This is a genomic window from Hyphomicrobium sp. 2TAF46 (assembly GCF_052114865.1).
GTDB lineage: Bacteria > Pseudomonadota > Alphaproteobacteria > Rhizobiales > Hyphomicrobiaceae > Hyphomicrobium_B.
Genome location: NZ_JBFRFO010000007.1, coordinates 233199 through 254934 on the forward strand (window position 1 = coordinate 233199; position 21736 = coordinate 254934).

Annotated in this window: 15 protein-coding genes; 8 read left to right on the forward strand and 7 right to left on the reverse strand. The window is 57.0% G+C overall.

Going from position 1 to position 21736, the window contains the following annotated elements:
• The first annotated feature begins 24 nt into the window (after nt 1–24).
• Nucleotides 25–1080 carry a threonine-phosphate decarboxylase CobD gene (gene cobD / locus AB4Z24_RS16085; RefSeq protein ID WP_441709857.1) on the forward strand — a complete coding sequence of 352 codons (1056 nt, stop codon included), beginning with the start codon at nt 25–27 and terminating at the stop codon, nt 1078–1080.
• 108 nt (nt 1081–1188) lie between these two features.
• On the opposite strand, the gene AB4Z24_RS16090 is transcribed toward cobD, so the two are convergent.
• The 5 genes from AB4Z24_RS16090 to AB4Z24_RS16110 form a co-directional block, all read right to left on the reverse strand.
• A complete protein-coding gene (locus AB4Z24_RS16090; RefSeq protein ID WP_441709859.1) occupies nt 1189–1764 on the reverse strand; it encodes a DUF4337 domain-containing protein in 576 nt (191 codons plus the stop codon).
• A 132-nt stretch (nt 1765–1896) separates the two neighbouring features.
• A complete protein-coding gene (locus tag AB4Z24_RS16095) occupies nt 1897–2469 on the reverse strand; it encodes a GNAT family N-acetyltransferase (protein ID WP_441709860.1) in 573 nt (190 codons plus the stop codon).
• A gap of 41 nt (nt 2470–2510) precedes the next feature.
• The gene (locus tag AB4Z24_RS16100; RefSeq protein WP_441709862.1) at nt 2511–3875 is read right to left on the reverse strand and encodes a tetratricopeptide repeat protein; all 1365 of its coding nucleotides are present in this window, start codon (nt 3873–3875) and stop codon (nt 2511–2513) included.
• A gap of 389 nt (nt 3876–4264) precedes the next feature.
• A complete protein-coding gene (locus AB4Z24_RS16105; RefSeq protein WP_441709864.1) occupies nt 4265–4897 on the reverse strand; it encodes a hypothetical protein in 633 nt (210 codons plus the stop codon).
• Between the two features lie 68 nt (nt 4898–4965).
• Entirely contained in the window at nt 4966–8808 is a 3843-nt protein-coding gene (locus tag AB4Z24_RS16110; RefSeq protein ID WP_441709866.1) for a beta strand repeat-containing protein, read from the reverse strand.
• A 556-nt stretch (nt 8809–9364) separates the two neighbouring features.
• Between AB4Z24_RS16110 and AB4Z24_RS16115 the strand changes: the two genes are divergently transcribed.
• Both AB4Z24_RS16115 and argE read left to right on the forward strand, forming a co-directional pair.
• Nucleotides 9365–9700: a hypothetical protein gene (locus AB4Z24_RS16115; RefSeq protein WP_441709868.1), complete on the forward strand. Its 336-nt coding sequence runs from the start codon at nt 9365–9367 to the stop codon at nt 9698–9700.
• 1964 nt (nt 9701–11664) lie between these two features.
• Nucleotides 11665–12813 (forward strand): acetylornithine deacetylase, encoded by a 1149-nt coding sequence (gene argE / locus AB4Z24_RS16120; protein ID WP_441709870.1) that lies wholly within the window; start codon nt 11665–11667, stop codon nt 12811–12813.
• A gap of 24 nt (nt 12814–12837) precedes the next feature.
• Here argE and AB4Z24_RS16125 read toward each other — a convergent pair whose 3' ends face one another.
• Nucleotides 12838–14328 (reverse strand): aldehyde dehydrogenase, encoded by a 1491-nt coding sequence (locus AB4Z24_RS16125; RefSeq protein ID WP_441709871.1) that lies wholly within the window; start codon nt 14326–14328, stop codon nt 12838–12840.
• A gap of 71 nt (nt 14329–14399) precedes the next feature.
• On the reverse strand, nt 14400–15686 hold the full coding sequence (locus tag AB4Z24_RS16130; protein WP_441710067.1) for a flavin-containing monooxygenase: 1287 nt from the start codon (nt 15684–15686) through the stop codon (nt 14400–14402).
• A 330-nt stretch (nt 15687–16016) separates the two neighbouring features.
• Between AB4Z24_RS16130 and AB4Z24_RS16135 the strand changes: the two genes are divergently transcribed.
• From AB4Z24_RS16135 to AB4Z24_RS16155, 5 genes are all read left to right on the forward strand, one after another.
• Nucleotides 16017–18116 carry an oxidoreductase gene (locus AB4Z24_RS16135; protein ID WP_441709873.1) on the forward strand — a complete coding sequence of 700 codons (2100 nt, stop codon included), beginning with the start codon at nt 16017–16019 and terminating at the stop codon, nt 18114–18116.
• Nucleotides 18117–18161: 45 nt separating this feature from the next.
• On the forward strand, nt 18162–18584 hold the full coding sequence (locus tag AB4Z24_RS16140; RefSeq protein ID WP_441709875.1) for a RidA family protein: 423 nt from the start codon (nt 18162–18164) through the stop codon (nt 18582–18584).
• Nucleotides 18585–18587: 3 nt separating this feature from the next.
• On the forward strand, nt 18588–19262 hold the full coding sequence (locus AB4Z24_RS16145) for a DUF1028 domain-containing protein (RefSeq protein WP_441709877.1): 675 nt from the start codon (nt 18588–18590) through the stop codon (nt 19260–19262).
• Nucleotides 19263–19618: 356 nt separating this feature from the next.
• Entirely contained in the window at nt 19619–20611 is a 993-nt protein-coding gene (locus tag AB4Z24_RS16150; protein ID WP_441709879.1) for a LysR family transcriptional regulator, read from the forward strand.
• A 115-nt stretch (nt 20612–20726) separates the two neighbouring features.
• Nucleotides 20727–21701 carry an ABC transporter substrate-binding protein gene (locus AB4Z24_RS16155; RefSeq protein WP_441709881.1) on the forward strand — a complete coding sequence of 325 codons (975 nt, stop codon included), beginning with the start codon at nt 20727–20729 and terminating at the stop codon, nt 21699–21701.
• Nucleotides 21702–21736: the final 35 nt, after the last annotated feature.

Genomic DNA, 21736 nt, shown 5'->3' on the forward strand with positions numbered 1-21736 from the left:
CGGATCGATGCGGATACGAACACGATGAATGATCCTACCGTAGCGCCATCTTTCTGGGTGAGCCAATTCTGCCGGCCAGGCGATTTTGAAATGCACGGCGGCGATATTGACCATGTACGCGAAAGGTATCAGCACGCACCCGAACCGTGGATCGACTTGTCGACCGGTATCAATCCGTTTCCCTATCCGATCCCGCCGCTTCCTGCAGACACTTGGTCGAGGCTTCCTCTCGCGGAAGAGGAGGACAAGCTGCGCCTTGTCGCTGCTCACCACTACGGAGCTGACGATCCGGATCGCATTGTGTCGGCGCCAGGAACCCAGGCCCTCATCCAGGTTATTCCGCGTCTGATAGAGCCGACGACGGTTGCAATCGTCGGCCCCACCTATCGTGAGCACATGCGGTGTTGGAAAAGGATGGAACATACCGTTCGCGAGATTGGAGAAGTGAACGAGATCGCCGATGCGAAGGTTGTCGTTCTCGTGAATCCAAATAATCCCACGGGGCGGCATTACACTCCCGACCGATTGCTTAACCTCGCGGAGGACATAGCCAGCAGGCAAGGCCTTCTACTGGTCGACGAGGCATTCGCCGATTTTCTTGGAGCCGAGCAAAGCCTCGTTCCTTTGAAGCCGCCTTCGACCATCATTCTGAGGTCATTCGGAAAGACCTATGGTCTGGCGGGCTTGCGCCTGGGATTTGCGATCGCAGAGCCGCAAGTGGCGTCGCTGCTACGTGCGTGGATTGGTCCCTGGGCGGTTTCAGGGCCGGCACTTACAATCGGTCGCCAAGCACTGGAAGACACAGGCTGGCTCATCGACGCACGGGCTAATCTTGCCAACGCCGCCCAGCAGCTGGACAAGCTGCTCGTGGGCGCGGGATGCGAGATTATAGGAGGAACCACGCTGTTTCGTCTCGCGGAACATCCACGAGCACAAAGCGTCGCTGATGCTCTTGCATGCAACGGGATTCACGTGCGCCAATTTTCCGACCAGAAGACATGGCTGCGCTTCGGCATTCCCGCCACCGAAGCATTGTGTCGTCTCGAAGCAGGGTTCGCATCCTTGCCTCCTGCCGCATGAGCGCAATGGAAGGCATGGCCCACCCCTCACCTCGGCGCCAAGGTCCGAATTGAAAAACCGACCGTCATTGGTCCTCATCCGGCCTGTTCGTGCGCAGTGTATTCCGCCCTACCAACCAACAATTCCTGCAAAAACGAACACCATCGCCATTCCGCCGAATCCAAATGCGCCTCCAACCAGAAACGGCATGCCCGTAATGATGGACGCAGAGGCAAGAACGATTCCGATGTGCAGGAGCGCGCTGGCCAATTCGTAGCGATGATGTTTCTTTTTGGCGAGATCCCGGTTGACCTCGGCCGCCTTGGCTCGTTTGAACAGTTGAATTGTGCCGCTATTGTTCTGCGGATCATTGTGCAACCGCTCTGCAGACTGCTGCCATTTTGTGATAGCGTCTCTGAGCGCCCCTTTGGTTTCAGCGCTTTCCTTGTCGCCAAGAGCTTGGACTGCGTCGATGGCGACGGCATAGGTAGTTTCACGCTCAGCTCGCGCTTGGAAAAATGCCCATTGGCTGGCAGCCTCGATATTATTTTCGACGGCAGTGGCTTGAGCATTCTGACCGAGAATCTCCGTCATAGCGAGAAACACAGCGAAGACACTTATGATCAACGCCACGCGCTTGTCGCGGGGCGGGTTTTTGCCATCGGCGTGCTCAATCGCTTCGTGCGACAAGTCGATATCGCTCATGGAAAGTTTCCGGGCGAAGGGTGGACGACGCACGACTAGGCGGAATTATGAAAATCGTGTATGCGACCGATCGCGCCGAAATACGACACAGGCTTGATCGCCGCCAACGAGGACAAGGCCGATTACGACTTCTCAAATTCCGCTTCTTTGTGAATCCACGTCGCCCCCTGTCGGGGTATCGAGCCTCAGGCGAGCCATGGAGTAGACTGGCAGCAGAGTGTCGCCACGACGCGCAAAACACTCGTGCCGGCCATCGATTTCGAATCCAAATTTTCGATAGAGTGAAATCGCGTGGGAGTTGTCGCAAAATGTGAGCAGTTGAACGCGTCGGAGGCCAAGCAAGATATCTGCAGTCGAAAGCAATACGGACATCATTAAGGTGCCGATGCGACGGCGATGAAAATCATCGTGTATGAAAAGGACCAGGGTGCCGACGTGGCTTTGGTTCCCAGCGCCGAGGTAAAGGCCACCCATCCCGATCGCGCGATCCCCCACTGTCGCCACCGTATCGAAATGCCCATTGAGGCTATCAAGCCAGGCCTGCAGCTCCGCAGCAGAAGCGAAGGGCTCGAGAACTGCGCCCCGCCGGCATAACGGTTGGCCGAACATGTTCCATAAATCTTCCGCATCGCGCTTTTCTCTGAGCCGAAGCGAAATCCCACTGGTCAAGACTTTTGCTGAGATCAGCGCTTGCGAGAGTCGCATGGGGGATTGTTGCCCGGTCTCCGAGAATTATCGCCGCACGCCTATTTGTGCGCAGGCATCAAAATAAGGCTTGTCCGGTCGTGGCCCGCGAGAAGCTCGAACTCATCTCCGGCTCGGACGACAACGGGATGCGAGAAGGTATGAACCACTTGGAGCCAGCCCCCGTCCGCATAGTCGTCAGGCGGATTTGAGAACTCCACACCTTCTGCCACGTCGACGCGTATCCATTGCATGATACCGACTGCAGTCCCATCCGCGGTAACTGGAAGGGAGAGCTTTTGATATGTCCCTTCGTGCCGCCGTGCTCTGAGATCGATATGAATAAGATCGTGATCTTCGGAAAGCCTGCGCCAGGAGGTCAGTTTTCCATGGACTGGCAGTCTGGTTGAAGCCAGTTCGGTGAATGGCGAGACGTCGAAACCCGAAACCCGGTCTACGAAAGCGTATTTCGCCAGGACGTCACTTTCGATCAGACAGCCCATAGCTGTGATCGACCTTGGAATAATGGCAGCGTCTTCGTGGACAAGTCGATCAATCGCGTCTTCAAATGTGCTGAGTACGCTTTCGGATAGCAGATCGCAGGAGAGAATTTCTGAAACGAGCACATCGGCACGTTTGTTGAGATCTTCGCCGACGACCAGCTCCTTGGAATTTTTTGATATCACGCGTATCTGATCTTCATAGCCGTTGATCGACACGATCCTTTTTGTCATCTCGGCAATGATCTCGACGCCTTCACAGCAGACTACGGTTCGCGCGCCTGCGCGTATCGCCATCATCGACAGAAGACCGCTTCCGGCGCCAATATCCAGAACACTGGCGTCGCTCCCATGCGCCGATATGGCCTGTTGTATAGCTTTCTCGAATGCATCATTACGCGCTTGATCATTGAGCATCGGGATATGCCAGAAAGGCACGAGCGCCGATGACACGCGGCGTATCTGGTGCTCAACGAGTGGGTTACCAGGCTGGATGGCCGCCAGACGACGGAGAACCGTTGCCGCCTCATGGCCGCGGCCCGCATCCATCAACGCTACACCAAGATTCAAGAGCGTCGCAGGATTGAAAGGATCAATTTGCTCCGCCATTTCCAGATGACGAACGGCGTCGGACCATCTGCCCAGCCGGTGGAGTAAAGCTGCCTTTTCCATCAGCCCAAAAAGATGTGATGGCTGAAGTTCGAGAAGCTGCGTCCAACGTTCGAGCGCAATTTCAAAATCGCCGTTGGCGGACGAAATGCCTGCAAGAAGCGGCAGCACATCAATCACCCGATATCCACGAGAGATGACTGCAACGTATGCCGTCTCGGCCGCCTCGAGCTCACCGGCCGCGTGGAAATCCATCGCCTCGGCCAGAATCTCGCTCGGCGTCTTTCCGCAACTGCGGTCAATCTGGATGATATTCATTAGGTATCAGCTCCCGAAGCCGAGGCATTCCCTTCTTGGAAGAGCCAAGAGTTGAATCCGCAAGAGCTGATAGCGACACGCCAAACTTGCAGAGAACTAACAGAGCCGGAGGACTAGGCCATGTGGCCGAGATCTGGGCACGCCTGACTTTCAGATTTTGCAAGGGCTCGAATGAAGTCGAGTTCGATGATGTTCTGCTTCGGGTCTGAAGTCGAAGCAGGCCACCTATATCAATGGTTCTCATCGAAGATCATGAGTAGTCGCAGGGTACCGAGCATTTTACGCCGTCCGTTCGAAGCAAGTGTCTACCTGCACTGACATCCCGTGCGCTCCGATGCGCTGAAGCCTCTGGATTACGTGCAACGACAGAATTCGGACCGTTCGAAGTCTCATCGCTTTTTAGAAACCGCGTTGGTCGTAACCGATGCCCGGTCATCGGGACTCTCAGTCGTCGCAGTTCCGCTCGCGACTGTTCCGGAATAACTAGTGTTCACACCCACAGCGAATAGAAGCCAACGCCCTTCCACTTGCTGAAAGGCCAAGTCGAAATTCACCTGTTCCGGCGAGCTGGGCATGTAGCCGCTGAGACGCAGCATTCCATTGTCCATGAGCGCGGGCGGTCTCACCAGCCGGGGCTCGAGTAAGATCACCGGCGAAAGGTCGAGGTTTCGCTGCCGCAAATTCCTGAATATTTCCGTGAGTCGCGCTGAGTTGTTGGCTTCGCGAAAGCCGGGGGCTGCCATATCTTGAAGAACCGTATAGTTGCCTGTTTGATTGGCTTGGTTGACGGCTATCAGCGTCGTGTAAATCAGCAAGCGGAGTTGCGGACCGCTTGGGATTATTGCGGCAGATGCCGACATTGATAACGGACTGCCCGCCTTAGGGGCCGTTTGCCCTGAAGGTTGTGCGCGGCTCGTGGCCACAGGATTTTTGGCTTTAGTCTCTGCAGCCCGCACGGAATTATCGTCAGCAAATAGGCCGAGCAACAAACACGCCACCACCAATCTCTCCGGCCAGTACATTCCAACCTCGCCTGATCTTCCGGCCGATATCGACAGAAATTTCACGAGCAGACTCGAGATAGAGGCTTCTACCAAGTCACCTGCGCGCCGACATGGCCGCCGACTTGGGTCGGAGCAGTATGCCCACCAACTGTCGGCTCGTTGACGCTGAACCCGACGCCGCCGGTCACCGCCACCCGGTTGCTGTAGCCGAGTACATTCCGTCCAACCACAGCCTGCCCGCTGAAGCCCAAAGCCTGCGACGCGTCATAGAAGCCGGCATTCATAGCCAGTCCGAAACTCTCCCCCGCAACGAGATCGGGGTTTTGCTGGGCCATGGCGATCGCAATGCCAGCATCGAGTTTGCTCAGACTATTGTAAATGCTGCCGCCGTCAGTCGCGAGGTGACCATTGGCGTCGGAGGTCACCACATCGAGTGGGCCAGATTGGCGCGCCAAACTCTGCGATGAGGTAATGCCCGGCATCGTATAGGTATTGCCCTCGGGATTGGCCCCGCTCGGCGCCGTTCCGAAAACCATTTCGCCTGGCCGATTGCTGGCGACCGTCGCGCCAGCACCGATCGCGGAGGCATACGGAGAATTTGACCCGACACTCGCTCCCTGACCGACCGCAGTGCTGCTGTCCGAATGAACTTGTGCGCCGTCGCCGAATGCCGCGTCCCCAGGTCCAGCAGCGAGCGAATTCCGTCCGACAGCCACTGCTCCAGTACCGCCGGCCGTGGCGTTCGAACCCATGGCGATAGCGTCGTCGGATACGGCGTTCGCTTGCGTACCCACAGCTATCGTGTTCGACGCTACGATGCCATTGCCCGAACCCGAGCCAATCGCAACGTTGTTGTTGCCCAGAACGCCATTTCCGGAGGCAAACCCGCTCGCGATATTCGAGGCGCCCAGGACTCCGTTGCCGGAAGCAAACCCACTCGCCTGGTTATTGAAACCGATAACACCGTTGCCCGAAAGCGAACCGCTGGATTGGTTGTCGAAGCCGATCACTCCGTTGCCGGAGGCAAATCCGCTGGCTTGGTTGTTTGCTCCAACGACCTCGTTTCCGGAGAACGCACCCGACGACGAATTGTTGAATCCGATAACGCCGTTACCGACGCCCAGACCGCTGGCTCGATTATCAACGCCGATCACACCATTCCCGGAGAATGCACCCTGCGCGACGTTGCTGAACCCAGCAACTGCGTTGCCCGATCCCAAACCGTCCGCCTCGTTGTTAACGCCCGCGACGAGATTGCCGGAGTTGGTTCCCGATGCCCTGTTGCCGGCGCCAACGACGCCATTGCCGACGGTATCGCCGCTCGCTTGGTTATTGTCGCCCGCGACGAAGTTCCCGGAGTCTGTCCCCGTTGCTTGGTTTCCGGATCCAATGACCAAGTTTCCGACCCGCAAGCCGCTCGCGTAGTTGTTATCGCCGCCGACGAAATTGCCTGACGCGATGCCGCTCGATTGATTGCCGTTGCCGGCAACGACGTTACCCGTCGCAACGCCGGAGGTCTGATTTCCGACGCCCGCGACGCCATTCCCGGAGAAGGCGCCGCTCGCCTGATTGAAAGCACCCGAAACGAAGTTCCCCGAACCAACGCCAGTCGCCTTGTCGCCAAACCCAGCCACGAAGTTGCCTGAACCGGTGCCGGACGCGACATTGGAGGAACCGGAGACGAAGTTTCCGGAGCCCGTGCCACTCGCCTGGTTATCATTGCCGCTGACGAGATTGCCGGAGGCGACGCCCGACGCCGAATTGCGGTCACCGAGCACGACATTGCCGCTGCCGGTGCCGGTCGCGTTGTTGTCGCTCCCCGTCACGATGTTGCCAGTGCCGACACCCGAGGCGACGTTGCGGCTGCCGCCGACGAGGTTCCCCGTCGCGGTACCACTCGCCTGATTGTCGTCGCCGCTGACGAGATTGCCGGAGCCGACGCCTGACGCCGAGTTGCGGTCACCAAGCACGACATTACCGCTGCCGGTGCCGGTCGCGTTGTTGTCGCTGCCCGTCACGATGTTGCCAGTGCCAACACCCGACGCGACGTTGCGGCTGCCGCCGACGACGTTCCCCGTCGCAGTACCACTCGCTTGGTTATCGTCGCCGCTGACGAGATTGCCGGAGCCGACGCCCGACGCCGAGTTGCGATCACCGCCGACGAGATTTCCAGTCAATGTGCCCGAGGCCTGATTATCCGAACCCTGGATGAAATTGCCCGACCCGAACCCCGAAGCAGAATTTCGATCACCGGTGATGAAATTGCCCGACAGAGTGCCCGTAACGTTGTTATCGCTGCCGTTGACGACGTTGCCGCTCAGAAACGCGTCGGCACTGTTGCGGCTGCCCGTAACGGCATTGCCTGACAAATCGCCGAGAACCTGATTGTTGCTGCCGGTGACGAAGTTTCCGGAGCCATTGCCGACTGCCGAGTTGCTATCCCCCGTTACGCCGTTACCGGAGAGACTACCAAGCACATTGTTGAAGCTGCCCTGCACGCCGTTGCCTGAGAGGAAGCCAGAGGCGCTGTTGAACGAGCCAGCAACAAAGTTTCCGGAAGCTAGTCCGGCGGCAAGATTACCGGAACCAGTAACCGAGTTTCCGGTCAGATCTCCGAAGGCGTTGTTGCCAGATCCGTCGACGCCATTTCCGGACCCGCTACCTACGACGTTATTGAAGCTGGCGTTGTCTTTATAACCGTTGCCCGATGCATTGCCGATAACAGTATTGTTGGAAACGTTCGCTCCACCGAGATTGCCGGAACCGTCACCAATAATCGTATTGTTTGCGAAGTTGGGACCGTTGCCGTTTCCCGACAGATTACCAGATACTTTGTTATTCTGAAAACCTGCACCATTAAGCGCGCCTGAACCGTTACCTATAATGGTGTTATTGGCAAACCCGTCGCCATTAAGAATCCCTGATGCATCGCCAAAAATCGTATTGCCCGTAACCGAGCCAAAGTTACCGCTGCCCGAACCATTGCCGATGATGGTGTTATTAGTGACGGGCCCAAAAAGGTTCAGGCTTCCAGAATTATCACCGAATATCATATTTCCGGTGACGTTGCCGCCATTGCCAGATCCGGAATTGTTACCCAGAATTGTGTTGTTAGAAACGGTGACTCCGCCCACTCCGAAATTATTGCTTCCGGAACCGTTGCCGATAATAACGTTGCTGTCCATCGTGGCGCTTCCGCCCGTAAGGCCAACGCCATTGTTGCTACCCGAATTATTTCCAAGGACGACGTTGTTCGTCAGGGTAGCGCTGCCGGGACCTGTGAGAGTTGTGCCGTTGCCGCTCAGAGAACCGTTGCCCCCGACAAAATTGTTCTCGATGTCGGCCGATGCTGCTCCAGCCCCTGTACTGCCATTCTTATCTCCGGAGCCTACGCCAACTATACTGTTGTTCAGGATCGTCGCTTTGCCAGACCCACCAACGAGGCTCGAACCATTCTCGCGTAGCGACTGATCGCCGAGAACCTGATTATTTTGGATGTTCGCGCTACCGGCACCTAATCCCGCAGAGGTCGTACCATTGAATCTGACCGACTCATCGCCTTGCACGTTGTTTTGATTGCAAGTCAGGCCGGATAAAAGACCAGCATTCGCTTGACCCGAATTGGTGCCAGTTATGTTGTTTGTTCCGCTGCCACAGTTTGCAGCCATTGCCGCGTTTGGAAGCGCTAGGTTCGTCGCCGTCGTCAGCGCCGTCACGCTCACCGTCGCGAGCAGCACGCGCTTTCCCCTACCCATGATCTGACTGAGACTTCGAAGAAAATCCCTGATTAGGCAATTCCTCAGGAATGACTCGACGTTCCGGCGCTGCTCGTGTCCGGCATCGTGAAGAGCGCTTGTCGCTTCGGATAAATATGTGGCGATGCCCGCCGTCGCGCCGAAAGGCGGCGGACTTGCAAATATAATTTTCACCGATGTGTCTCCGTCGGAGATAATATCAATTGATAAAAATAAGTGGGGACGCACACAAAATTGCTGCTGGCCGGGCGCAGCACATCCTAGAAAAAAATATCGGATGACTCTGCAATACGCGTGGAGCTGAAAGGAAAAATACGCAAACGAGGAATGCATCCGTTGTAAGCGAAAGATCCGCACACGTCTATGTTCGGCAGGCCACAGAAAAACTATTGAACAAGTGTTTCAAAAAATGAGTCGGGAATCTGGATTTTCGGACACGCGAAACCACAAGCCCTCAGTGATGTTCGCATCGAATTGACAACAACAGCAGCGTCCAATCGCATGCATCGCGCAGAGCAGAACAGCGCGAGCACATCTTTCACGCCGATTTAGTCAACTCACTCGCTCCGCCAACTGACCCGTGAAGATCGCCGGCTGACTGCTATGCAGCGACGCCGTCACTGCGCAACCCGCGGCTTCGTTCTCTTTTTCTGCTTCGCTCGAACTTTAAAACTACTGCTGCTTCGTCGCGTTTTGCACTGTTCGATAGATGAAAAATGTGGGCGCGAGATTGAATCGCGACGACGAACGAAAAATGCGGCTTGGAGGCGACCGAATTTTCTCGCTCCCCGTGATCCAAGGATTGGGAACGGTTCGCTATCGCGTGCGCGATCGCAGCTATACTCGTATTACCGCATCGCGCCATCTCGTGGTTTTGGCGGAATTCCAATATTGCCGCCCAACCAGTCATTCAGCTATAAAAGAAATCGTGAGTGCTCTTAATGACGAAAATTCTGCTAATTCTTTCGAATCCATGCGGAATCGTCAGGTCGGTGATCGGCTGGGCAAAATCTCGATATTGCCCTTGGTGCTTATCATCTTGAGCAACCTCATCGTGCAGCGTTGATATTCGAGGCGGTCAGAGACGCTATTTCAGCGGCAAAAACAGTTCCGTGACCGCTTCATGCTCTGGCACCTCCGGGAAGAAGCTCAGCCGCTGGTAATAGATCGAAAGAACGACCCGGCATTCCGCGACGAGGCCTAGCTCTCGCTACATTCTATTGTTGTATCTACTGGGGTCCGACTGGCAGTTGTCTTTAACCGCCGCCGTGTTGTGTGCGGCCCGCTCGGGGAGCAAAAATGCGACCGATGCATTTGGCAGCTTTAGTTTTGGCGCTAGGCGCGTCTCCCGCCGCAGCTCAATCGACGGATACCACGACCACGTCACCGTCTTCTCAGAGCCCATCTTCGCAATCAACGACCCCAGGTACGACGACAACCACGTCCACAGCGACGGGTTCGACTGAAGTCGCGACCCCAGTTAATCCTTCGCCCGTAGAGGCAAACCGATTGGATCCATCTGCAGAAACGCCATTGAGGCTTCAACTGGGGGCCTCGCCGTCGACACTTGCCAATCCCGACCAGTTCACAGCAACGGTAATAAACGTTGCTCCTGGCGCTTCTTACAATTCGATTTTGCAATCGTCGTCAATTTCAGGGCAGAGCACCACGACCAACAGTACCGCTTCCGGTTCGACGACCTCAACAACATCGACGCTGCCATCAACCGTCAGCAGCTATCCGACACGACTTGGCAAGCACACATCTGCCGGCCCGTCGAGCACCTATCCGCGGCCGTTGGACGAGATGCAGGAAGACTCGATATTTTAAGGTACTCAGCGTCCATGTAACGGACGCGTTTCCCGTCGAAACGCTGTGCTATTTCCTGGCGCGATAAGCGCGGTCGCATCGGGACCGGATGCAATAGAGATGATAGACACCCGTTGGAGCGTGGCCCAGGGACCGACCAGGGGGCCGCCAGATCGGGGCGTCGACTTTTATCGAGTTATCAAAGATCTCTATCGTCGCGGAAAATGTTGGGTGCGATCCCGGTCGGACGTCATTGCGTGCAACGACTGCTTTTGACCCAACTCGGACATCCGCTTTTGACGCGTGAGTTGCAGAGACAGATCATTGCGTCCGGTTTCAGAGGAAGAGCGGACATTCCGTGATCGATATTCGAGAGTCAGCTGCGATTGTAAAACCAAACGCAGAAATTTCTCCGGGATTACTGAGATTTGGTGGGTGATCACGGGCTCGAACCGTGGACCCGCTGATTAAGAGCCAGCGCCCATGCGTTGTAAATCAAAGGCCATTCTGACTTTCGTGGCTAAATACCTACCACAGAATATCAATAGCTTAATCGACATGTCGGAATGAAAGTGCGCTCACACTCATCGACTATGGCGGACGCCACCAGAGGGAAATTTGTCTGGCAAGACGCTTCATCCCACAAGCGGACGTCGCCCGCCTATATCTGGCGAGCAAATGTTGTCGCTTTTCACGTTCGCTACTTGGGGTAGATCGGCAAAAGTTATGCCTCTCTTGCCGGGCGTTCGCATAACCGCACATGCTGCCACCTGGAGCAGCAGTCGTAGACTAATATCAGTGCTCAAGAGTGTGTCCGACGATGCGCCAAAGCAGTCATTCAACAGAATAGTATCAGCTGCGAGCGGACGTGCGCTTTCCCGAGGCTACGATCGCCCGAACAACAAGTACGATACGTTCGCTACGCACGTTCGGTCTAATTCGGCCTGAACGTTCGAGCGCGGCTAGCCCATGAAGGGCTGCCCAAAAGCCTCGGCCACGACAGCTACATCGACGCAAAACGGTGTGACGGCACAAGCCTGGGCTGGTTTGGAACTCAAGGCCCGCGACGCCCGGTTGTTCCTGCCGCCGGGCCTCTGCACTCGCTGCGATGTGCGACCCGCGTATAGGTTAGCTTCCTGCGAAGCAAGGCTACGTAAAATTCGACTCTAAGATCGCGTAGACCCCATGCTAGGGCATTTGCGGTCATGAGAGCCGAGGCGCATGTCCAGCATCGATTACCTTGAAAAGCTGATTGCTTTTCCGACTGTCAGCCGAGATTCAAACCTCGACCTCATTCGCTATGCCGCAGAGCTGCTCGGGGCACGTGGCATCGAATACCGCATCATTCCCAGCCAGGATGGCCGGAAGGCTAATCTCTTTGCCACCGTAGGGCCCGCCGGAGTGCCGGGCGTCATGCTCTCCGGACACACGGATGTGGTGCCCGTCGATGCGCAGGATTGGACTGTGCCTCCCTTCAGGATGACGGAGCGCGACAGACGGCTTTACGGGCGTGGGGCCGCCGACATGAAGGGATTTGTTGCCTGCGCGCTTGCCGCTTGTCTGAAGGCAACTGAGAGAACGCTCAAGACGCCCTTGCATTTGGCACTTTCCTATGACGAAGAGATTGGGTGCGTCGGCGTGCGCTCTCTTATCGATATTCTCCGCGTTGCACCACAAAAGCCAATTCTATGCATCGTCGGAGAACCGACTGGCATGCAGGTGGCATCCGGTCACAAAGGCAAAATCGCCGCCCGCGCTTTATGCCGGGGCGGTGGGGAAAGCCATTCTGCTTCGGCTCCGCGGTCGGTCAACGCCATCCACCTCGGTTGTGACTTCGTGGCTGTTCTTCGAAAAAGGCAAAGTCAGCTATCCGAAGCTGGACCTCGCGATACTGATTATGACATTCCCTACACCACAATACATGCAGGCAAGATCAATGCTGGCGTGGCCCTCAATATCGTTCCCAAGTTATGTGAAGTCGATTTTGAAATCCGCAACGTCGCTGCCGATGATGCCGGAAGAATCCTTAAATCGCTGCGGCGCGCGGCAGAACGCATCGCAACGGCTGCGCGGCCGATTGCGCTGGACGCCGCGATAGAAATAGACGTCATCAACGCCTATCCAGGGCTAGATACGCCCCTAAGCTCGGAAGCGATGGCCTTTGTGAAATCGCTTACCGGCGCAAATGAAACCATTAAAGTCGCGTTCGGAACAGAGGGTGGCTTGTTCAGTCGCGATCTCGGGACGCCCACCGTAGTGTGCGGCCCGGGGTCGATGGCGCAGGGGCACAAGCCGGACGAATACATCACCGTCGAACAACTACGCCGCTGCGATGAGATGCTAAATACGTTGCTGCAACGGCTTTGCTAACGGTGATCAAGCCGAGACAAGCTCTCAGTACTTGATCCAGGTTGTCTTCAGCGCAGTGTACTTATCGAACGAATGCAGAGACAAATCACGACCGAAGCCGGATTGCTTGAAACCGCCGAATGGCGTCATCGGGCTTAGCGCGTCGACCGTATTCACCGACACAGTCCCGGCTCGAAGCCGTCCAGCAATTCGATGCGCCCGCGAAAGGCTGTCTGTCCACACAGAGGCGGCCAGGCCGTAGATACTGTCGTTGGCGATGCGCACCGCCTCGTTCTCGTCGTCGAAAGCAATCACCGACAGCACAGGTCCGAATATTTCATCGCGGGCAAGCGGATCCTCCGGCGCCACATTGTCGAAGATGGTCGGCTGCACGAAGCTGCCGCGCCCATTGACGGCAACCTGTTCGCCGCCTGTGGCCAGCCGAGCTGTTTTCTTTCCAGCCTCGATGAAGCGCATGACGTTTGCGGTATGTCCTGCGTCAACCATTGCGCCCATTTTCGAGGCTGGATCGAGCGGATCACCCGGCTGGGTTGCGGCCGCCCGCTGGATGAGCTTATCGAGCAGGGCATCTTTGATCCCACGCTGCACCAACAGACGCGAATTCGCAGAGCAGACTTCCCCCTGATTGAAGAAGATGCCGAAGGCCGCCATGTCGGCGACCGCATCGAGATTGCTGCAATCGGCGAACACCACATTCGGACTTTTGCCGCCGGTCTCCAACCAGACCTGCTTCATGTTGGATTGACCCGAGTATTGCATGAATAGCTTGCCGACCGACGTTGAGCCGGTGAACGCGAGGCAATCAACATCCATATGTCGCCCGAGCGCTTGGCCGGCGGTTTCGCCGAGGCCCGGCACGACATTAAGAACGCCTGCGGGCAAGCCCGCTTGCATCGCGAGCGCCGCCAATTTGAGCGCTGAGAAAGGCGATTGCTCGGCGGGCTTGAGCACGACCGAATTGCCTGCCGCGAGAGCGGGCGCACATTTCCAAGTCGCCATGTCGAGTGGGAAATTCCACGGCACGACCGCGCCCACCACACCCAGCGGCTCGCGCCGCACGAGAACGAGATCGCCTTCGCCCATTGGCGCGACCTCGCCGTAGAGCTTATCGATGGCTTCTGCGTACCATTGGAAGATGGCAGCCGAGCCAGGCACGTCGATGGTCGCGGCGTCCTTAACAAGCTTGCCCATATCCAGAGACTCAAGAAGGGCAAGCTCATGCAAGTTTTCACGCAGCAGGCTTGCCAAGCGGAGGAGCACCTCCTTGCGATGCGCCGGACTGGAACGGGACCAGACACCGGATTCGAAACTGCGGCGTGCTGCGGCGACCGCGAGATCGATGTCCTCCTCCCCGCACGATGCAACTTCCGCCAGTGTCTCGCCCGTGGCGGGGTTCAAGCTGGCAAACGTCTTGCCGGAGCGCGCGGGAACGGTTTTTCCGTCGATGAAGGCTCTATCGCAAAAACGAATCTTCGATGCCTTGTCGATCCAGTCGTTGTGAGTGAGTTCGCTCATGGCGGATTTCTACTTCCTTCTTATTCGTTTCTACAAATACTGTCGCCGCGAGTGTTCGAAGGGTCGAGTGGTCATTTGACCGCCTCGAAATTTGGAGATGGATGATGATATCCAAGATACTTGCGCTGCGTGGAGATCCGGTCGGCCAGATGTTTGGCATCATGCCATACGCCCCAAATGAAGCTGGAGCCCCTTCGGGACTGCCATGGCAAACCGAGGAAATAGATACCCGGCTCCTGCGAAACGCCGCGTTGGTGTTTTGGCCGCCCCTTCTCATCAAAGGTATCAACCTTCAGCCAGCTGAAATCGGTTGCAAAACCCGTCGCCCAGATAATCGACGTTATTCCGGCCTCCGCCAGATTGAGCTCGAGGATCGGATTCGTCACGCACTCTGGATCCGCTTCTACTTTACGCGCTTGCGGATCTTCAGGGAGATCGAGGCCATTGCGAGCAACAAAAGCATCGGCCTCATCGAGTAATGACGTAAGGCTTGCGTCACCGCGTACGAGATTTTCCGCAAGGTCCGTTGCGAAAAACAACGTGCCATCCCTGTAGGATTCTGTAAGGCCAACCAGCGTCATTCCACGCGCAGCCAGCCGTCGAAAATCAATTGTTTCGCCGCCACGTGCTCCGCTCACTGCGATTGCAACGTGTTCTGTGCCGGGCCCCGGAGTTTCAGCATCCCACTTGCCGAGCACGCCCAACCACCAGCAAAAGTCGCGCCCGCGATAGCTGCGGGGAGGACGATCATGCGGACCAACCGAGAGGTAGACGCGCTTGCCCGCGCGGAGCAACTCGTCCGCGATCTGAACCCCGGAAGAGCCCGCACCCACGACCAGCGCCGCGCCATCCGGAAGCTGACCCGGATTGCGATAGGCAGAGGAATGCATCTGCTGCACGGGGGCTTTGGTAGTAATCACAGGCGGAATCAAGGCGTGCTGGAACGGACCGGTTGCGGCCACGACCCGCTCGGCCTCGATCGTGCCTGCGGATGTTTCGACACGAAAACCGGAACGGCCGTGATTCCGTTCGACACTCAGGACCTCGACGCCACTGCGGACAGGCGCCGTGATTTTCTCAGCGTAGGCGACGAAGTAATCCGCCACGACTTCCTTGGGCGCGAAATCATCATCACGGACAGCAGGATCGACATCTGCAAACTCAAGCCCCGGGAAGCGGTCATGCCAGGCAGGGCCGTTAGCAACGAGAGAATCCCATCTTTCCGAACGCCACCGCTCGGCAATGCGATGCCGCTCGAGGACGAGATGAGGCACACCATGCTTGCTGAGATGCTCACTCATGGCCAGGCCAGCCTGGCCACCACCAACAACAAGCGTGTCTACGCGTTCAATTGCCATTTCGTGTCCCTTGTCGGCAGGCTTGTCGAGAATTTCTGCAGCGCGAGCCACACACGCAGCCAACGATGATCGGCTTCGCTAGCCGACCCATCTCTCGATCGGAGACACAAGAGCTAGCAGCACCAAGCGGCAGTCGGACACTATGAATCTCCGAAGTCTCGTATAGAAATTTCCGAACTTCAGGAAATCGGTCTGGTGAGATCGAAAACCCGCGCCGGCGCTTCGCCTCGTAAGTTCCGATCCTCAGCATCGGCAAAACAGACTTTCTGCTTCGCGTCGGCCAGGCTAAATCAGTTCTTTGTTCGCAGACGAAAAGGGATGAGCCAGGGAATGGGCCGGGATCCACGCTTCGACATTCTGTTTGACCCGGTAAAAATCGGACCGGTAACGACGAAGAACCGATTTTATCAGGTGCCTCACTGCAACGGCATGGGCTACCGCGATCCAACGGCTCACGCGACAATGCGCTCAATAAAGGCCGAGGGCGGCTGGGGTGTTGTGTGCACGGAACAAGTTGAAATCCACCCGACCGGGGATATTGCTCCCTTCATCGAGCTCAGAAACTGGTCGGACGAAGATGTGCCGGCGCTTGCGCGCATTGCCGATGCGATCCACTCGCGCGATGCCCTTGCAGGTCTCCAGCTCGCGCACAACGGCATGAACGCGCCCAACCTCTATTCGCGTGAAATTCCCTTCGGTCCTGCCGATCTGCCCGTTTTTTCGATCTACAATGATCCCGTCCAGGCGCGCGCAATGGACAAGACCGACATTCGGAACCTTCGGCATTGGCACAAATCTGCGGCACTAAGGTCTAAGAAAGCAGGTTACGACCTCACCTATGTCTATGCGGGCAAGCTCTTCGGCGGGGCGATGTTCTTTTTATCCCGCCGCTACAATCAACGAACCGATGAATATGGTGGCTCGCTCGAGAATCGTTGCCGTCTGCTCAAAGAGCTTATCGAAGACACCAAGGACGCGGTCGGCGACACGATGGCCGTCGCTTGTCGCATCTCCGTCGACGAGCTTATCGGCGAAGAAGGCTTGCACGCGGCGGAAGCACAGGACATCATCGGTCATCTCGCTGAAATTCCAGATCTCTGGGACCTCACCCTTTCAAGCTGGGATAACGATAGCCAGACCTCGCGTTTCGCCGACGAGGGATATCAAGAGCCATTCGTCACCGGCATCAAGAAGCTGACGAGCAAGCCCGTCGTCGGGGTCGGTCGCTTCACATCGCCCGACACCATGGTCCGAATGGTCCGCCAGGGAATTTTGGACCTCATCGGCGCGGCTCGCCCTTCGATCGCGGATCCCTTTTTACCCAAGAAGATCGAAGAAGGCCGGACCGACGACATCCGGGAATGCATCGGCTGCAATATTTGTGTCTCGGGCGACCACACCACGACCCCGATCCGATGCACGCAGAATCCCTCCATGGGCGAAGAGTGGCGGCGCGGTTGGCATCCTGAATACATTCGGCCAAAGCAGAGCGACTCGAAAGTTCTCATCGTCGGCGCCGGACCCGCCGGGCTCGAAGCGGCAATGATGCTTGGAAGGCGCGGCTACGAGGTCGTGCTCTCTGAAGCGACGCGCAATCTCGGCGGCCGTCTGGTGGGAGAGCGCGCGCTTCCAGGTCTCTCAGCATGGGGTCGCGTCGTTGATTATCGCGTGGGCCAAATCCAATCGATGCCCAATGTCCAGATCTACCGCGAGAGCCCGCTTACCAGCGACGACATCCTTGCCTTTGGATTTGAGCATGTCGCGATCGCCACCGGCTCGCGGTGGCGCACCGATGGTGTTGGAAGAAGGTTGCTGAGGCCGATCCCTCTCACCGGCCAGGATGTCTTGACACCGGATGATCTGATGGCCGGCCGCCGCCCCAAGAAAGACCCGGTCGTCATCATCGACGACGATCACTACTACATGGGAGGTGTCCTCGCAGAACTCCTGGTCCGCGAAGGTCGCAAGGTTGTGCTGGTCACGCCGACCGCCGAGGTGTCGTCGTGGATGGAAATGACCATGGAACAGCATCGCGTGCAGGCGCGGCTGCTCGAACTGGATGTCGAAATCGTGCCTCATCGTCTTCCCGTCCAGGCGACCGGCGACGAGATTACGCTTGCCTGTGTATACACAGGACGAACTTTCACGCGCCCGATTGGGTCATTGGTCCTTGTGACCGCGCGATTGCCGGAAAAGAACCTCGCCGAAGAGCTTGAAGCGCGCCGCCCCGAATGGGGAGACACTGCCCTCAAGTCGGTCACGCGTATTGGTGACGCGTTGGCGCCCGGAACGATCGCAGCGGCCGTTTGGTCCGGCCGGCGCTACGCCGAGGAGTTGGATGCTCCAGAGCGCGGCCTGGACGAACTGCCGTTCCTCCGCGAGGTCGCCGGCCTTCACAGTGGGGCACTTCCTTGGCAGGCGCGGTCGTGAGGAAGAACCCTACTTGCTGTCAGCTGGTCTTTGAAAGGTCCGAGAATGCCGATCCATCAACGAATTCGCATGTTTAACACCAAAGACACCTATCCCGAGCAGAAACTCGATAATGATCTTTGCCAAACCGTCGTAGCAAAGGGGGCCATGGTATTCGTTCGCGGACAGATCGGTCAAAATCTCGAAACATCCGAAAGTGTTGCCATCGGCGACGCCGCTGGGCAGACGGAACAAGCCATGGCCAATATCAAGATGCTCCTCACGGAGGCCGGTTCAAAGCTCGAGCACGTCACCAAGATTACGATCTACCTCGTCGATCCACGATACCGTGAAGCGGTTTATCAAGTCGTTGGGCGTTGGCTAAAGGGCGTATATCCCGTCTCGACTGGCATTGTCGTGTCCGCTCTCGCGCGTCCAGAGTGGTTGGTTGAAATTGACGCCATCGCCGTCATCCCGAGCGAAACCTGAGCCATGACGTTTTCTATTGCCGCGCGTTGCGCGAAGACCGGCATGTTCGGTATCGCACTCGCCTCCTCCTCTCCTGCGGTCGCCGCACGTTGCGTCCACGTGCGGGCCAAGGTCGGTGCGGTCACCTCTCAGAACATCACGGACCCTGCACTCGGTCAAAAGGCGTTAGCCCTCCTCGCCGAAGGCCATTCCGCGCCGAAGGCGCTCGATCTCTTGCTCTCCGACTATTGCTTCGCCGCGTATCGGCAGGTGGGCCTTATCGATAACGAGGGTCGAACCGCTGTGTTCTCCGGAGAAAAGTCCCTAGGAGTTTACGCCGAGGTGCAAGGCAAGGACTGCGTTTGCTCGGGGAACCTGCTTGCCTCGACCCGCGTGATTACCGAAATGGCGCGCTGTTTCGAGCAAACGGACGGGCATCTTGGTGACCGTCTTGTCGCGGTGTTGAAGGCCGCTCGCGCTGCGGGTGGTGAGGCTGGTCCAATCCATGCCGGCGGAATGAGCTTGGTCGACGCAGTGAGCTGGCCAGTTGCCGATCTTCGCGTGGATTGGCATGACAACGACCCTATCGAAGCTATTTCCGACCTCTGGAGACTCTACAAGCCGCAATTGAATGATTTTCTGGCCCGCGCACTTGATCCAAGTTCTGCGCCATCCTACGGGGTCCCGGGCGACCCTTGAGAAACACGGGTCGTCGATGAAAGACGCCTGATCATGGCCGCAAATGCCCTCGTCCACGGGCTGGCGGCTCGGGTAAGACTAGCAATTCTGTCAGGCGCCAAACCTTGATTTCCTGAGCTTGCGAGCCGGTGCGGAGCCGCGCCCCTACGCCGTCCATACAAACAAAAAAATCTCTTGGTCAGGGGCGTAGCGGAGCCGTAGCTTGTCGACGCGTGCCTTTGATAAAGGCGCCGATAAGCCCGCCTGGGGAGCTGTTAAGCAGCCGATGATCAAACTATAGGCACTTTGAGCCTTGACTGACATCCTGAGTGGCGGCATTGGCGGCATACTCGTCAAACCGACCAAGGTAAACAGGCATGCGTTTTACACTGCGGCAGCTCGAATACTTCATAGCGGCAGGAGAGACCGGCAGCATTACGGTCGCATCAGAGCGGATTAACATATCTCAACCGTCCATTTCGACGGCAATTTCCCAGCTCGAGCAGGAACTCGATGTTCAACTCTTTGTTCGGCATCATGCGACCGGGTTGTCGCTGACGCCAGTAGGGCGCTCTATGCTCATTGAGGCCAAACGGCTCATCGAGCATGCCTTCTCGCTCTATACTGTAGCGGCAGAGGCGCGCGATGAAGTCAGAGGCATCCTGAACGTCGGCTGTCTTACGACGCTTGCTCCGATGATCCTCCCGGAACTCGCGATCTCCTTCACGACCGGCTTTCCGAAGGTTGTTATTCGCCCCGTCACCGACCATCAGGAGGTCCTTCTGTCGGGGCTCCAAAAGGTCATCATCGACGTCGCGATCTCATACGATCTTCAAGTCCCGCAAGACATGGAATTTACGCCTCTCGTGAACTTGCCGATCCATGCGGTCATCGGCGAGAACCATCCCCTCGCACGACATGCCGCGGTCACTCTCGAAGAGCTCGCTCCCCTCCCCTTAATCCTTTTAGACATGCCTTTGAGCGCCGAATATTTCTTGGCGCTGTTCATGAAAGAGCACCTGCAGCCGAATATCGCTTACCGCATCTCCCACCCCGACGTGATCCGTACCATGGTGGCAAACGGGTATGGCTACACCCTCGCCAACGTTACCCCCCGTTCGGATCTGGCTCTTGACGGACGCCGCATCGTCCGCGTGCCCGTCGCCGGCGATCACCGACCGATGACCATCGGGTTGATTACATTGCGGCAATTGCGAAAATCGCTTGTGTTAGATGCATTTATCGGTCACGCGCGGTCATTTATTTCAGAGACCTACATTCCAGGCATGGTTGCCCCTGGAATGGGCAGAAAGCGAAAGAAACAGTCTGGTTCTGGTTCGTCTTTGCCTAACCAGATCGATACAAAATGATAATTCTTACGACGAAGGAAGCGTGCTTTCCTTTTCTCCGCCATTCATCCCCTGAACAGAGCCGGTCAGCTGGATGCATCTGGTGATCTGATCCGGAAACGTGGAGATAAGTAGGATGTCGTCTCTCTTAAGACTCCGTGGAATCCTTTTCGCGATATGTTGCACCTCTCTGGTAGGCACTGCAGCCGAGGCTGGCACGATCAAACTTGCGATGACGACATGGGTTGGATATGGCCCCCTCTTCCTCGCTAGAGATCTCGGATACTTCAAGGAAAACGGACTTGATGTCGACCTCGAGATCATCGAGGAATCGGCGCTTTATATGGCGGCGATGGCCGGCGGCCGAATTCAAGGCGTCGCAGATACGTTTGACGACATCAGCAAGTACCGCGCACCGGAAGCCTGCTTCAAGGCGGTCTACGCGCTTGACGACAGCCACGGGGGAGACGGCGTACTTGTTCCTGCAGATGTAAAATCCTTTGCCGACCTTAAGGGGCGCGATGTGGCCCTCAACGAAGGGAGCGTCTCGCAATTCTGGTTCAACATTCTTTTGAAAAAGAATGGTCTGAAAGAGTCGGACGTTAACATCGTGAATATGACGGCCGACGACGCCGCTGCCGCCTTTATGGCCGATCGCGTTCCCGTTGCCGTCACGTGGGAGCCGCATCTCACGGAATCGAAGAATGCGAAAAAAGGGCGCGTACTAATCAACTCGACAGAAACCCCCGGCGCTATCCTCGATGTCATTGCCTTGAGATGCGATACGATCCAATCAAGCCCCAATGACGTGAAGGCCCTTATCGCTGGTCTCAAGAAGGCCCACGAGTTTCTCAAAAGCAATCCCGACAAAGCCTACGAGATTATGGCCAAGGGTGTCGGCGGCTATCTCTCCAATCCCAAAGACTTCGCTGCGTCTGCTGCCGGTGTCAATTTCTACGGCTACGACCGTGCGAAAGAATTTTTGGGTGAGAACGAAGACGGCGAAGCGGGCAAACTTCTGGGCCTGGTTCGGGACATTTGGGGCACCCGGGGTAAACTTAAGATGGACGTGAAGTACAGCGACCTTGTTGACCCCACGTTCGTAAAATAGGCTCCTTGCGAGGGCAGCGGCCGGCCTTGCCCTCG

Coding starts and splice junctions, on each gene's coding strand:
- cobD (WP_441709857.1), top strand. CDS start 25: ATGAATGATCCTACCGTAGCGCCATCTTTCTGGGTGAGCCAATTCTGC.
- AB4Z24_RS16090 (WP_441709859.1), bottom strand. CDS start 1,764: ATGAGCGATATCGACTTGTCGCACGAAGCGATTGAGCACGCCGATGGC.
- AB4Z24_RS16095 (WP_441709860.1), bottom strand. CDS start 2,469: ATGCGACTCTCGCAAGCGCTGATCTCAGCAAAAGTCTTGACCAGTGGG.
- AB4Z24_RS16100 (WP_441709862.1), bottom strand. CDS start 3,875: ATGAATATCATCCAGATTGACCGCAGTTGCGGAAAGACGCCGAGCGAG.
- AB4Z24_RS16105 (WP_441709864.1), bottom strand. CDS start 4,897: ATGTACTGGCCGGAGAGATTGGTGGTGGCGTGTTTGTTGCTCGGCCTA.
- argE (WP_441709870.1), top strand. CDS start 11,665: ATGTCCAGCATCGATTACCTTGAAAAGCTGATTGCTTTTCCGACTGTC.
- AB4Z24_RS16125 (WP_441709871.1), bottom strand. CDS start 14,328: ATGAGCGAACTCACTCACAACGACTGGATCGACAAGGCATCGAAGATT.
- AB4Z24_RS16130 (WP_441710067.1), bottom strand. CDS start 15,686: ATGGCAATTGAACGCGTAGACACGCTTGTTGTTGGTGGTGGCCAGGCT.
- AB4Z24_RS16135 (WP_441709873.1), top strand. CDS start 16,017: ATGGGCCGGGATCCACGCTTCGACATTCTGTTTGACCCGGTAAAAATC.
- AB4Z24_RS16140 (WP_441709875.1), top strand. CDS start 18,162: ATGCCGATCCATCAACGAATTCGCATGTTTAACACCAAAGACACCTAT.
- AB4Z24_RS16145 (WP_441709877.1), top strand. CDS start 18,588: ATGACGTTTTCTATTGCCGCGCGTTGCGCGAAGACCGGCATGTTCGGT.
- AB4Z24_RS16150 (WP_441709879.1), top strand. CDS start 19,619: ATGCGTTTTACACTGCGGCAGCTCGAATACTTCATAGCGGCAGGAGAG.
- AB4Z24_RS16155 (WP_441709881.1), top strand. CDS start 20,727: ATGTCGTCTCTCTTAAGACTCCGTGGAATCCTTTTCGCGATATGTTGC.